The organism is Mucilaginibacter agri, from assembly GCF_009928685.1.
GTDB lineage: Bacteria > Bacteroidota > Bacteroidia > Sphingobacteriales > Sphingobacteriaceae > Mucilaginibacter > Mucilaginibacter agri.
Genome location: NZ_WWEO01000044.1, coordinates 236,708 through 250,240, shown reverse-complemented (window position 1 = coordinate 250,240; position 13,533 = coordinate 236,708). Strand labels below are relative to the sequence as shown.

The following is a 13,533-nucleotide window of genomic DNA, read 5'->3' as shown; positions in this document are numbered from 1 at the left end:
TTATGAAAAGTATTAGAATATTAATATTAGGTATCATCATAGCATGTGCGGGTAAGCAGGCCATGGCACAGCAGGAGGCCATGTATACACAGTACATGTTTAACACACTTGCCATTAACCCTGCCTATGCGGGTAGCCGTAACGTAACGTCGGCAACGGCTTTGTATCGTAACCAATGGGTTGGTATAGCAGGTGCGCCAAGAACAGCAACGCTAAGTATCGACGCTCCAATAGAAAGCAAGAAAGTGGGCCTGGGTCTGCAGGTCTACAGCGATCGTTTGGGTATAACCACAACCAACGGGGCTATTGCCAGTTATGCCTACCGCATCCGGATGGATAAGGGTACGCTTGCATTGGGTTTGCAGGGTGGCGTGAGCCAGTACCAAGCTAATTTTACTTCTGTAAATTTAGGCTCCAGCGGTGTGCCCGACCCGGCTTTTAGTCAGAACGTGAATAAAATGCTGCTCGATTTTGGGGTAGGGGTGTATTACAATACCGATAAGTTTTACCTCGGGCTATCGTCGCCGCAATTGTTGAATAATAAGTTAACCAATTTAAAGGTTGAGGGCGATAACTCGTTTAGCGGTCAGGCTATGCACTTGTTTCTGGCTACGGGTTATGTGTTTCAGCTGAATGACGATCTGCATCTAAAACCATCGGTGCTGATCAAATATGTTAAAGGTGCTCCGATAGAAGGAGATTTGAACGCCACCTTATGGGTTAGCGATGTTATTGGTTTTGGCGCGCAATACCGTACCGAGGCAGATATTTCGGGCCTGGTTGAGTTCCAGGTATCGCCGCAAATTAGGTTGGGATATTCTTACGACCATAGTACAACCAAGCTGGTGCAATACAACTCGGGCAGCCACGAAATTATGCTCCGTTACGAGTTTGGATTCACTAAGGGTAAAATTCTGTCTCCACGATTTTTTTAAGACAATGATATGCTGAGAACCACATATATCACCATTATTATAGCATTGCTTTTGCCGGCTTCTCTTTTTGCACAAACTAAAAAGGAAAGCGGCGAATTGAAGGCAGCTCGCAAGGAATATCAAGCCTTACGTTATGCGCCCGCCGCCAAACTACTCGAGAGCGATTTAAAGAAAGATCCGAACAACGTGGAGGCGCAGGAAATGATTGCCAACAGCTACCGTAATATTAAGGATTACGATAAAGCACTCATGTGGTATGCTAAATTAACCCAGGCACAGACACTGAAACCCGAATGGGCACTCTACTATGCCGAAACCTTAGCTAACGAGCAGCAATACACCGCATCGGAACAATGGTACCAAAAGTATCTCGAACTGACTTCGAAAGATAACCGGGCATCAGCATTTGTTAAGACTTATCCCGAAGTAAATGGTTTCCTCAAAAACCGCAGGGACTGGACCATCAGCTATCTAAATATTAACACCGCCGCATCGGAGTATTCGCCCATGTATTACAAAAAGGGGTTGATGTTTAGTAGTAACCGCAAAACCGGCGTGCTGGTTAAAAAGGTTTTCGGCTGGGATCAAACCCCGTTCTCAGACCTGTATTATGTAAACACACTGGCCGAAATTAAAGGCGTAAATATCGACAGCATCCGCAAAGTGATCAGGAAAGACTTGAAGGGAAACACTAAGAAGATGTATAAGGTAAACGATGATGATACGCCGCCTACCAGCAACGATACCCGTACCGTTGGCAACTATAGCCAGAAATTTTTGCGCGATACTATTGGCGATTACCTTGCCGCACGCGTTAAGGTTGAGCCGGTACCGGGCAATATCAATACCCAATACCACGAAGGTTCTACAGCTTTGCTGCCCGATGGTTCGTTGATGTTTACACGTAACAACTACTTTAAAGGCAAATATGCCGAGAGTAAGGATGGCATTAACAAACTAAAGCTGTTTACCGCCAAAGCACCTACCTGGGAGGTGATTGAACCATTCCCTTATAATGATGATCAATACTCGATTGGGCATCCGGCCTTGAATAAAGCGGGTACGCTGTTGATATTCGCGTCGGATATGAAGGGCGGCTACGGAGGCACCGACCTTTATTATAGCAAGCGCAATTCCATCCACGACGCCTGGGGTAAGCCGGTAAACATGGGCCCGGTAATTAATACCGAAGGCAATGAGCAATTCCCTACGCTGTACAAGGATAACATTTTGTATTTCTCGTCAACCGGTCACCCGGGATTGGGTGGTTTAGATGTGTTTCAGATAGCTTTGAATGATACTGAGCCGGTTGGTTCGCCGGTAAACCTGGGTTCGCCTATTAACTCATCTGTAGATGATTTTGGGTTGATTAGAAATGAGAATGGCATTACGGGCTACTTTACCAGTAACCGCAAAGGCAGCGATGATATCTACAGCTTTGTGCACCACGATTTCCAGATCAAACTGCATGTTGAGGTGGTGGATTCTATCACCCTCGAGCCGGTGTGTTACAGCGCCATACAACTAAGCCCTAACGGGTTAAAAGACCTCGATGCCGATATGCAGTGCAGCTTCAGCAGTGTGCTGAAGCCCGAAACCGTCTACTATGTAACTGCCACTAACGATGGTTACAGCTCAGCCTCGAAAGCATTTAATACCAATGGTATTAACGCAGATACCACCATCAACATCACGCTTAAGGTAAAAGCCATCGACAACTCTTTTTATAAACCACGCGAACATAAACCGGGCTTCGTGTTCAACTGCGATTCGTTGAAACGGGAGCTGACCGTTAATAAGATCTATTATGACCTCGATAAATCCAACATCCGCCCGGATGCCCAGCGCGAAATGGAGAATGTGCTGAAAATACTGACAGACCACCCTGACTTAAAGATCCTGGTGGCCAGCTATTGCGATAGTCGCGAATCAAAGGCCTATAACATGGCGCTATCTTACCGCAGGTCCGAGTCGGCTAAGGATTATCTGGTGGCGCACGGTATTGATGCATCGCGCGTATTTACCGAACACTATGGCGAAAACAACCTGGTATCCGATTGCCCAGATGGCGTACCCTGCACCGAAGCACAACAGCAGCTCAATCGCCGTTCGGAGTTCTTCCTAATCAAAAGAGGGAAGCGGGTTTTGACAATGGATTGCGATTGGCTGGAGGGGCAGTTTGGAAGGTAGACGAAAGGTCGGTGACAACACCGACCTCGGGCTGAACTTTTCTAATTTTACCGCAAGAGAGACTCTCGCGGTTGCGAAAGGGGGGATAGTTACAACATCGATTTAAGGCTGAATAAATAAAAAGTATAATGGTAAATGATTTTCATCAAATTTCGATTAGAGGAAGGTATACATATTGCTACGTGTGTCTAAAGAAAATCATCATTAGTAAAGCTTTGGAGGATATTCCGGTCTTTCTGGATAATCTTCTGAAAGAATTTACAAACAGTTCAAAACTGCAAGACTGGCAAGATGGAGCTGATGATATTATGCCCTCCAGATTGTTTGAGGAGGAAAATGATGTAAACCACTATAAAGTTATTTCACGAGCGCAGGCGTTAAATTTGAAACATTATTATTTGAAAAATGAGCTAGCCGCAGAGATAATAGAAATTTTGACTTGGGTAGGAATATCTGACCTTTATGTAGCTTTTAATAGTAAAAAGACATTTGATTGTGTTATGGAAGTTATAGAAATATTAAATAGCAACGGCGTTGAGTTACCTGATTTTTCAATTGTTAGCTCATGTTCTATTAACGAAAATGGCGGCTGGGGAAACCGAGTTGATATGGATACTTTTCTAAGAAAATAGCCCCGATGCTAGCGCGAGGGTCTCCCTTGCGCTAGCATCGGGGTCAAAATTGATTCTTTTTGTTTCAGCAGGGTCTCTTGAAAAGGACCCTGCGTTGGTCTTTGTACATGCTTGTCTTAAATCGCAGGGTTCTCTATCGAGAAACCCTGCGGAGACGAAATAAATAACAAATTTATGATAAACCAATTTCACCAAATTTCTATTAATGGACGATATATATACTGCTATTTGTGCCTGAGGAATGCAATTATTAGTAAACGCCTGGAAGATATCCCGAAGTTTCTAAAGGTTATTCTGGAGAAGTTTACAGCTACATCCAGATTAGATGAATGGCAAGATGGGGCTGATGATATTATGCCTTCGCTAATATTAGATGACGAAGATGGGATAAAACATTACAAGGTTATATCTAATGAACAAGCTTTAGAATTACAACACTACTATTTAAAAGATAAATTGGTATCTGATATAATAGAATGTTTGATTTGGCTAGGCGTTTCAAATTTGTACGGTGGGTTTGCGAGTAAAATTACGTTCGAAGAAGTAAAGAATGTGATTGAATTGATGAGCTATAACAAAATCGAATTGCCCGATTTTTCAATTATTAGCTCGTGTTCTGTTAATGAAAATGGCGGCTGGGGGAACCGAGTTGATATGGATACCTTTTTAAGTAAGTAATCTCCCCGCTGTCCGTAGTCTCCTGACTACGGACTTACTATGCCCGCAGAATCAGTCTGCCGAAAGAAATGGGCACATACAAATCAATGATGCCCAGCCATCGCGTTTACTTTATAATAAGCTTTGTAGGCAATAAGGCGTTTTACTAAGTCGCTATTGGCGCTTACTATTTTGGCTGCTTCCATTTCGCCGGCGGGCATAATCATATAACCGTGCGGGCCTTTTCGGTCGCCAAGTAAAAAGCTTCCCTGGTTAAGTACAAACGGGCCTTGTTGATTACCACCTACATCAGTATTGTTTAAATAAGGAGCATAAAACATATAGTGCGGCATGCTCATGGTGGTTATTTGATTGTTGTTGGGGTTGCCGTTGTAACCACGCATTACCGGCGCCAGCATATAGGAAACGCCAGCTCTGGCCGGGGCTTTATATACGCCCTTTCGAATGCGGTCCAATACCAGATATTTAATTTGCTTAGCCGTGAATTTTCCCGATGCCCTCATGGCCGCTACGTCGCGGTATACCGGGAAAATGGTCCACGCGCCTTCCGCATCGAAGCTAATAGGCATAGTAAGGTCTTTTCTAAACTCTCCCCATTCCCATTCCGTGCGGGTAATGAAGCATATAAAACCATTAGTACCTTTCTGTACAACATCATAACCTTTTGCCGGATCTAATGCATAAACGGTAGCAGCTTTGCGCAAATGAGGAGGCAGGGCGCTCAAAGCATAGGTTGTCTCAAGGTCTGCAGGCATCTTCTCGAGCCTTGTGCCGTCCGTTTCCTGACAGAAAGCTTTGGGCGATGCCGCGTTCATAAAAAATATTAGAAGGATAAACAAGGGCGAGAAAAAAGCATCGAATTTCTGCTGTACGCGAAATAAATGGTTCATGATTTGGGGTGGGGCATTTTTATAAAGTTATCCAAATCGTGCCCGTAGCGTGAGGGGTGAAGCTGCCAATTTAAGGGGCATTCACGACATGTTAGATGATTTGACAATGCCAATTCTATACCCCTCAAGCCGCTGTCCGTAGTCGGGCGGCTAAGGACTAACTATACCCGCAGGCTTCAGTCTGCCGATACAAATCGTTCCAACCCTACGCTGGGATACCACCGTTAGTTCGAGCATAAACTACACAATTTATGCACGTTTTAAGGATATAGCTAAATACCCAATCCGCATTAGGTACTTTTAGCGAGTACCCCGACAATCTTTACCATCTTAAACCATTTACTATGAAACCATCTAATGAGAAAAGTGTCGGCCTGATCTTTATTTTTCTAGCGGGGCTATTGTTTCAAAATTGTAAGAAAGAGCAGGTTGGCCCAGCGGAATCAACCCCCAACTCCCTGGCAACTAGTTCGGTTAACAGCCTGCCAAGCGTTAGCAGCCTGTACGAAGTTTCCACCATTTATAAGAGCAGTGTGCCTCCCGACAGGATTTGTAGTTCCAGCGACGGTACGCTTTATTTTTCTGTGCCTTATAATAATACCATTTATCAGCTAACCCAAACGGGTAAAGCTACCTTAATGGCAACGCTTCCAAATGATGGTACAGGCACAACAGATGTATTTGGCATTAAAGCAGGCGAAAGCGGGACGGTATATGCCGCGATGATTAATGCCGGCAAGATTGTAAAGATTGATGCGAAAAAGCATGTGAGCTATCCGCCGGTGAGCATTGGGCTCAATCATCCTTATGATGTGGCTATCGGGCCCGATAGTACCTTATATATTGCTGACACAGAAAACCGCCGGATTGTAAAATTAACATCTAACGGAACAGCAACCATACTGGCTGGTAAAACCGGGGTAGGGGGCAACGCCGACGGTATTGGAGCAAACGCGCGCTTTAACAAAATTTCGAGTATTAGATACGCCGCTGATGGCAATATTTGGGTGGTTGATGCCAATGTTACAGACGACTTTCCGTTTGTAAACGGAAGTAAGTTGCGTAAAATAACTCCAAACGGTACCGTCACCACGTTTTTTAAATTAAGCGATCCTAATGCTTCCATAGTTGATTTTGCACCTGCAAAGCGCGACAAAAAGTTTAACGTAACTGCACCTGAAAATTTCTTCCTAATAAAGTTGCTACGAAATCCGGATGATCAGTTTGATTTGCAAACGATGATTAGCCACGTGAGCAATACCGGAGTTGAAACAGCGATTGTACCTTACGGTAATGGAAACACCGACGGCCCGGCAGAGCAAGCCAGTTTTAACTATGCTTCGGGTATTACTGTGAAACCTAACGGTATTTTTATAGCTGATTACGGCAATTCTGCGGTGAGGGTTATCAAGCCCAGATTGTAATTGCTTGCGGTAGAATTGAAGGTAGGATAATTTAGATAGTTAGGTGCACACGCGAAATATGCGCACAGCACGACAGATATAAAATCGACTTATGCTAAAGGGCAAAACGTAGGATGTCAACAACACTGCCCGGATTTGATGCACTACTTTCTTTTTAATATAAGAAGAAGACGCTTAAAAGTCAGAATCTTTGTTTTTAAGTTGTTTAAGCGCTTCGCCGTTATCAACCAGGTCCTGTTTCAAAGAGCCCATTGACTTGTCATAAAACGCCTGTAAATCTGCCATTTCGGCTAATATCACACGTGTGTCGTTTACTATCCGTTCTTGCGGTGTCTGTTCATCGTGGTCTTTCATAATTAAACAACCACGATAAACTCTCAAAGTTTTGTTCACTTTAAGAGCTTGTTATCTTTTTCGAAGGATTACTACGGCTTCCATTAGCTCGTTGATTTGCTTTTGCATAAAGGCAGATCGTTCAACCCGTTCGTTAACCATGTTTTGTAGCGAGACAACTATTTTTAATAATTGAGTAACCGAATCTTCTAAGTCAATGACCTTATTTTCCAGTTGTAGTAACCTTTGTTCACTTAGCATGATTACTGGTTTTTCTAAATGTAGATAAGTTAAATCATATCTACAACAGTCAGTGCCAGTGCACGTGTGCGGCGTATGAAATATCAGTTTTTTGCGCATGCTATGGCTTATATCAGCATGTGGGCTTAATCCAATTGATAGGTGTAATTTAACATCCGGTTCATCACAACTTATATTTCGAAATCGTATTTCTGGTTTGGCTGCTGTAGTACAAGTAGGCGCCATCTAGCGAGAGTGCGATGCCATCAGCGTAAACCCCTGTTAAAATGGTACTTATACTCCCGCGATAACCGAGATTAATAGCCTTAATGTCGCCGTTATCGGCCACGTAAATTCTTTTCCCATCCTTGCTGCAGGCTATACTTGTTATGCTGGTTAATGTAATGCCAGGAAACGCTGCGCTGGATGTGCCATTCCCATAATCATCATTATAGCCCACTATGGTATAAAATTTAGTACGGGTTGCGGCATAAACGGTGGCTTTTTCAGTTGGCATCACGCTTACGGCTTTTATTGGGTCGGTAATGTTAAATGCGCTCTTTCCACCCACTCCATACGCTGAGGGGTTAGCGAAACCCAAATCGTTAGTGGTAATGGATGCACTTATAGACAACCAAAAGAATTCGCCATACGCTTTATCCCATGTAATTGCCCAATATGGTTTAAATCCAGCAGCGCCGGTATGGCTCATCGTCCAGGTAGGGTGAGTTTGGTCGATAGGATGCGGCTTATAATAAAAGATGTCGCCGGGGCAAACTATGGCGATAAACCCCAGATTACCATTGGCGGCTACGTTTACAGGGCCAACAATTGTTCCTGGCCCGCCATCGGTAACATTCGGGAAGGTTAACGTAGAAACAATGCTATCCTTAACAATTCTTCTGATCTTGTTATTACCCATGTCGGCCACTAATATAGATCCGTCTACGTCTACAAAAATACCCGAGGGCTGATTAAATAGAGCTTTAGCCCCGATGCCGTCTGTACTTCCATAATAGCGGTCTTTGCCGGCAATTACTTTAGGCAAGGTGAATAAATCGTTTGTGGATTTAGTTCTGTCGGGTTCGGGTGCCGTATTGGCATCGGAGTTTTTCACTTGCGGCATATCCGATTTGCAGGTCCACAGCAATGGTGCGAAAACGAAAAATAGAATCGTTAATCGTGGAGTAAAATAAGTTTTCATAATCTCAATGGTGGTTTTTAAAGTTTGGTTTGGGGGCAAATAAAGAGTAACACCAGCCGTTGAGACAGATGCTGGGGTAATGCATCGGTAATGAGGGCAATTTAAGGAAACAGAATTTTAAAATAGTGTAGGGCTATTTCTCAATTTCTGCACAAGTTTTTATTTTTCTACAGTGGGGAAGGAGGGTTCCTATCATCCCTATACTTAGACTTCATGACTTAAAAGTTGTTAAATAAATACTTTTAAGTAGGTGAAAGTGGTGCAATCCACTATTTTAAAGTCAATCTTTTTTATTTTAAATCTTTGTTAATTAGGGATTTGTATATTTTAAAATTACAGATAAAGACTTTTAAGTATGTAAAAGTGGTGCAAGTGGAACATGTGGTGCGCACCACTCCACAATCGCTGCGTCTTAGCGATTTTTATTTAGCGCTACCAAATGATTTGGCTATACCGATGCCGGTAGCCCAGGTATCATAAGCATTCCATTTAAAATCGTAACTAACCGTGCCAAACACTTCCCAGCCCTTTGATATTTCGGCACTGTATTCTACACCCGTGCGGGTGAGGGCGTAGCTACCTTCGCTGGCAAACTCCCCGCCGAAACCTAATACAAAACTCCAATGGCGTGGCAATTTGTATATGCCTACCAAGGCCGGCGCAACGGGGTAGCTGCGCTCAATTTCTTCGCTTTCTTCGTCTTTAGAGTGGTTCTCTACCTTAAATTTTTCGACTATAACGTCGGTGTGCAAGCCAATAGCCCAACGTTTGGTGAATTTGTAGGTATAATCGATACTCCATGAGGGTAGGGACAAGGTTTGTTTTTCGCCCGATTCATTTCTGCCCTCAAACACATGGGCGTGGCTAATTACGAGGGCAAGCTCACTATTAGGCTTAAAAGGTTCTTCGGTTGTTTTGGCTTCCTGTGCCCGGGAATGATTAGATATAGCTATACAAAGAGCAAACACCAATGCTGCGTGTTTCGAAAAAAGCTTTTCTACTATCATGATCAATCGTATTTAAGTTGACGTACTTTCTACAACGAAATATCCCACTGTATCCTGAAGCGATAACCACCCACCATTGGCACTGTTGGATCTTGCAGGCTCAGGTAATTAACCTCGGCTGTGAGTTTGTTTTTGTGACCTTTAAAAAACCAGTTGCAGGCTAAGGAGGTTTCGCGTTGCAGGTTGTTTCGTAGATCTACATTAGGGCGATATACGGTCTCGCGGGCAGCTATTTCTAACTGCCGAGGGAAACTTTCTATCAGTCCATGAAAAAAGTAACCGGCTTGTGCATAGTAACCCTCCATTTCGGTTAAGGCGTTACCATGCAGTGTATCGAAGATATATTTATGATGCCATTCCGATTGCCCGGAGAAGCCTTTGTACATCAGCGCGCTTTCTAAATTCCATTGGTTTACCCGGTAACGGCCGGCGGTATCTGCGTTAAAGCCCTCCAGGCTACCACCCCCGGCCTGAGAAAAGCGGGTGTAAGGACTTTGATTGGTAACTGCGGATGCGGCCACTATGGCTACCGGCTTTTCGTGATGTTCTAAATCGCCACCTTCAAATTCGAGTGGTTCGCCCATAAAGTTCCATTGCAACCTGCCGAAGTACATTAAATGGTTATCATCATTTTTAGTGTTGCCTCTACCTGTTCCGGTCATTGCTGCGGCCCAGTAACTAAAATCTGCAATTCCTTTGCCCAGCTCACCATACAATTCTACTCCTTGTTGACGGTCGAGCGTAAATGACCGGTTAATAAGCGACCGGTCCATCATTTGCTGTTCGCCGCTGCTGATAAAGCGTTCGCGGGTAAACTCGGCCTTCCATTGCCCGGCTTTAAAGTTGAGCCATTTGTAGCGTTCTATCATAATCCGGAAATCGAGTAGGTTACTTTGGCTTAGCTCATATTCCCAATAATATTTTAACCAGGGTTCAAAAGCATGGCCACCTACTTTTAACCTTGCCCGGTTAATTTTAAATCCCGTGTGTCCGCCTTGTAAATAATCATCGTACGTTACAGGATCTGCGTCGCCGGGTGTGGCAAACCTAAACTGAAATCGGCTTTGGAGTTGAAATAGAAACTTGTTGTCTTTAGTTTGAAGTTCGATGCCTTTGCTGCCATACCGTACGCTCATGTTGCTGGCGTCGACCAAGGTGTCGGTCTTAATAGTATCGGCCTTAAGTGACTTTTGCTTCTGCGCCAAACTGCTAAAAGAAGCGAATGATAATAGCATCAGCACAATACAGGGCTTAGCAACAATATGGGTAAATGTTTGTAAGTGTTTCAAGTAGCGCCAAGGTTAGTTGTAAGTACTCCATTAACCCTGAAGGGCACGGACAACTAAAAATACTGACATTGCTACCCCAATAAATTATTTAGGATGGGGGGATAAGTTGCATTTTAAAAAGTGAAACCCATTTGGCACATAACCTGAGGAAATCACGATGGCTGGTGTGAGATAGGGAATTAAAAAAGCGCCATAAATCGATAATTTATGGCGCTTCAATTTGTTATCTACACTATTCGTTTTTAATAGAGGGTACCGGGTTGGCCAAGGCTGCCCTGACCGTTTGCCAGCTAATAGTAACCAAGGCTATTAAAATAGAGATAGCCGCCGTGGCAATAAAAATCCCCGGACTTATTGTTATCCTGTAGGCAAAATCTTTCAGCCATTGATTCATAATCAAAAGGCAGAGCGGTATGGCAATTACAATAGCGATTAAAACAAGGCGCATAAAGTCCTTGCTGATCAGTACCACAATGTTAGAAACCGATGCACCTAACACTTTACGGATGCCTATTTCTTTAATGCGCTGTTGCGCCGTGAATGTGGCTAAGCCAAATAAGCCCAGGCAGGCAATTAAACTAGCCAAGCACGAAAATAAGGAGAAAAGATACCCGAAATGTTGATCTGATTCGTATTGCTTATTAAACGATTCGTCTAAGAAGTGATAAAGAAATGGCCTTTGTGGTGCCTCTGTTTTCCATGTTTTTTCTAGCGCTGCAATGGTGGCAGAAATATGATCGGCTTTAACAGCTACTAAAATACGATTAAGCATGTCTGGCATGCCATATCTCAAGGTTAATGGTTCTACCTCGGTATGTAGCGAACGGAAATTGAAGTTCTTTACCACACCTATTATAGTACCCTGCCTGCCCCATTGCGCAAACTTTTTACCTACAGCATCGGCAGGGTGGCGGTAGCCATACATTTTGGCAGCAGCCTCATTAATTACCATCGATTGTGTGCTATCCGTAAGGAACGCACGCGAATAGTTTCTACCGGCCACGAGCGGGATTTGGAGCGTTTTAATAAAATCGAAATCAATTTCGTAAATAAGTGGAATCTTATTTTTCATTTGCCCATCGGGGCCTTGTATATCTGTGCCTGCGTTTGGTAAAAACTCACCCGGAACCGCCCTCGAAGCAGCAACCGATAAAACGCCGGGTTGGTCGGCAAGTGATTTCTTTATTCGCTCGATATTTTTTTGTACTTGCTCATCGCCCTCGAAATTTAAAACCAGCATTTGATCTTTTGCGAATCCAAGATCATGGTTGTTGAGGAATTTCAGTTCTGTATATACAATAGCCGTTCCGGCAATTAGCGTGATGGAAAGCGTAAACTGAAAAATAACAAGCGCTTTTCTGAGAGATATGCTATTGACCGAGGGCCTGAACACCCCCTTCAAAACCTCAACGGGTTGAAAACGTGAAAGAAACCAGGCAGGGTATACGCCAGCAAGTAAACCGGTTGTAAGTGTAAGCCCTACCATCCATATAAATAATTGAAAATTAAAGAACTCTTTTGGAGTAAAATCTTTACCCGACAATGCGCTAACCAACGGTAAACTAAACTTTGTAAGTACTACCGCTAAAACAGCTGCCACAGTAGAAATTAGAAGCGATTCGAACAAAAACTGCCAGCGAAGTGCAGAAGGCTGCACCCCCATAACTTTTCTAACTCCTACTTCCTTAGCTCTTTCGAGCGATCGGGCGGTAGACAAATTCATGAAATTAACGCAGGCTATGATTAAGATGATGATGCCGATGCAGCAAAATAAATAAATGTTACTCATGCTACCTACCGGCCCGGGCTGCCTTGCTGCCTTGGAGTACAGATAGGCGTCGTCCATTTTTTCGAAGGCGATGGTATAGCCTGGATCCTCGCTGTTATGGCGCTTTATGAAGGCGGGAATGCCAGCTTTCATAGCAGCTATATCTGCATGATCTTTAAGTACGAAGTAGGTGTAGAAATCCACATAGCCCCAATAGTTAAAGATATCCTCCCGCCATTTCCTGGCTGTGGTCATGGATATCAGTCCATTGAAGTTGATTTGCGAATTAGCGGGAACATCCGCAACGACACCGGTTACCGTAAAATTGTCGCCGTTATTTACGCGCAGGCTTTTACCTACGGGATTATCATTTCCGAAGAATTTCTCGGCTACTTTCTGGGTTAATACGATGCTGTTAGGAGCAACCAGCGCAGTTTGAGGATTACCATACAAGAGTTTCCAGCTGAAAACTTTGAACGCGGTAGAATCTATACAAACCAGGTTTTCTTGCTGCAAGCGCTTGTCTCCAAACTCCAGTAATAAACTTACAGGGCTCATAAATTGCACAACATCCTTCACTTGCGGAAAATCGGCCGCCAAGGCAGGCCCAACCGGGGCGCAACCCCATACCTGATAATCCTCGGGCAGGGGCGTGGTAACTTTCTGCCCTTTTTCAAAACTTCTAAAAGTTTGTGCTACGCGGTAAATATGATCGTGTTTGGTATTATATCGATCGTAGGAGAGTTCATTTTCTACATACAATGCAATCAGTATACAACAGGTCATACCTATGGCAAGACCAATAATGTTGATGAAACTGTAGAATTTTCTTTTAAGCAGATTGCGCCTGGCGATAAGTAAAAAGTGCTTGAACATAACGAGGTTATTTAGAGATTAAGCCGAAATAACGTGCCAACTTATAAATAATTGATAATTAGATGCT

General features: G+C 43.7%; 11 protein-coding genes. 5 read left to right on the top strand and 6 right to left on the bottom strand.

Annotated elements, in window-relative coordinates; all coding sequences use genetic code 11:
• Positions 1 to 2: 2 nt before the first annotated feature.
• The 4 genes from GSY63_RS17395 (at position 3) to GSY63_RS17380 (ending at position 4,435) form a co-directional block, all read left to right on the top strand.
• Entirely contained in the window at positions 3 to 935 is a 933-nt protein-coding gene (locus GSY63_RS17395) for a PorP/SprF family type IX secretion system membrane protein (RefSeq protein WP_166587111.1), read from the top strand.
• 9 nt (positions 936 to 944) lie between these two features.
• Positions 945 to 3,125, top strand: a complete 2,181-nt coding sequence (locus GSY63_RS17390; protein ID WP_166587110.1) for an OmpA family protein — start codon at positions 945 to 947, stop codon at positions 3,123 to 3,125.
• Positions 3,126 to 3,340: 215 nt separating this feature from the next.
• On the top strand, positions 3,341 to 3,757 hold the full coding sequence (locus GSY63_RS17385) for a hypothetical protein (RefSeq protein WP_208094580.1): 417 nt from the start codon (positions 3,341 to 3,343) through the stop codon (positions 3,755 to 3,757).
• 174 nt (positions 3,758 to 3,931) lie between these two features.
• Complete coding sequence (locus tag GSY63_RS17380) at positions 3,932 to 4,435, top strand: hypothetical protein (RefSeq protein WP_166587108.1); 504 nt, start codon at positions 3,932 to 3,934, stop codon at positions 4,433 to 4,435.
• A gap of 83 nt (positions 4,436 to 4,518) precedes the next feature.
• Here GSY63_RS17380 and GSY63_RS17375 read toward each other — a convergent pair whose 3' ends face one another.
• On the bottom strand, positions 4,519 to 5,325 hold the full coding sequence (locus GSY63_RS17375) for a hypothetical protein (protein ID WP_166587107.1): 807 nt from the start codon (positions 5,323 to 5,325) through the stop codon (positions 4,519 to 4,521).
• Positions 5,326 to 5,669: 344 nt separating this feature from the next.
• Here GSY63_RS17375 and GSY63_RS17370 point away from each other — a divergent pair, with 344 nt between their 5' ends.
• On the top strand, positions 5,670 to 6,749 hold the full coding sequence (locus tag GSY63_RS17370; protein ID WP_166587106.1) for an NHL repeat-containing protein: 1,080 nt from the start codon (positions 5,670 to 5,672) through the stop codon (positions 6,747 to 6,749).
• 174 nt (positions 6,750 to 6,923) lie between these two features.
• On the opposite strand, the gene GSY63_RS17365 is transcribed toward GSY63_RS17370, so the two are convergent.
• The 5 genes from GSY63_RS17365 to GSY63_RS17345 form a co-directional block, all read right to left on the bottom strand.
• Positions 6,924 to 7,103, bottom strand: coding sequence for a hypothetical protein (locus tag GSY63_RS17365; protein ID WP_166587105.1), 180 nt, complete (start codon positions 7,101 to 7,103; stop codon positions 6,924 to 6,926).
• Positions 7,104 to 7,506: 403 nt separating this feature from the next.
• Positions 7,507 to 8,526 carry a hypothetical protein gene (locus tag GSY63_RS17360; protein ID WP_166587104.1) on the bottom strand — a complete coding sequence of 340 codons (1,020 nt, stop codon included), beginning with the start codon at positions 8,524 to 8,526 and terminating at the stop codon, positions 7,507 to 7,509.
• 422 nt (positions 8,527 to 8,948) lie between these two features.
• Positions 8,949 to 9,533 (bottom strand): hypothetical protein, encoded by a 585-nt coding sequence (locus tag GSY63_RS17355; protein WP_166587103.1) that lies wholly within the window; start codon positions 9,531 to 9,533, stop codon positions 8,949 to 8,951.
• Between the two features lie 29 nt (positions 9,534 to 9,562).
• The gene (locus tag GSY63_RS17350; RefSeq protein ID WP_208094579.1) at positions 9,563 to 10,822 is read right to left on the bottom strand and encodes an OprO/OprP family phosphate-selective porin; all 1,260 of its coding nucleotides are present in this window, start codon (positions 10,820 to 10,822) and stop codon (positions 9,563 to 9,565) included.
• 232 nt (positions 10,823 to 11,054) lie between these two features.
• Positions 11,055 to 13,466: an ABC transporter permease gene (locus tag GSY63_RS17345; RefSeq protein WP_166587102.1), complete on the bottom strand. Its 2,412-nt coding sequence runs from the start codon at positions 13,464 to 13,466 to the stop codon at positions 11,055 to 11,057.
• Between the last annotated feature and the right edge of the window lie 67 nt (positions 13,467 to 13,533).

Coding starts and splice junctions, on each gene's coding strand:
- GSY63_RS17375 (WP_166587107.1), bottom strand. CDS start 5,325: ATGAACCATTTATTTCGCGTACAGCAGAAATTCGATGCTTTTTTCTCG.
- GSY63_RS17395 (WP_166587111.1), top strand. CDS start 3: ATGAAAAGTATTAGAATATTAATATTAGGTATCATCATAGCATGTGCG.
- GSY63_RS17355 (WP_166587103.1), bottom strand. CDS start 9,533: ATGATAGTAGAAAAGCTTTTTTCGAAACACGCAGCATTGGTGTTTGCT.
- GSY63_RS17345 (WP_166587102.1), bottom strand. CDS start 13,466: ATGTTCAAGCACTTTTTACTTATCGCCAGGCGCAATCTGCTTAAAAGA.
- GSY63_RS17365 (WP_166587105.1), bottom strand. CDS start 7,103: ATGAAAGACCACGATGAACAGACACCGCAAGAACGGATAGTAAACGAC.
- GSY63_RS17370 (WP_166587106.1), top strand. CDS start 5,670: ATGAAACCATCTAATGAGAAAAGTGTCGGCCTGATCTTTATTTTTCTA.
- GSY63_RS17390 (WP_166587110.1), top strand. CDS start 945: ATGCTGAGAACCACATATATCACCATTATTATAGCATTGCTTTTGCCG.
- GSY63_RS17380 (WP_166587108.1), top strand. CDS start 3,932: ATGATAAACCAATTTCACCAAATTTCTATTAATGGACGATATATATAC.
- GSY63_RS17360 (WP_166587104.1), bottom strand. CDS start 8,526: ATGAAAACTTATTTTACTCCACGATTAACGATTCTATTTTTCGTTTTC.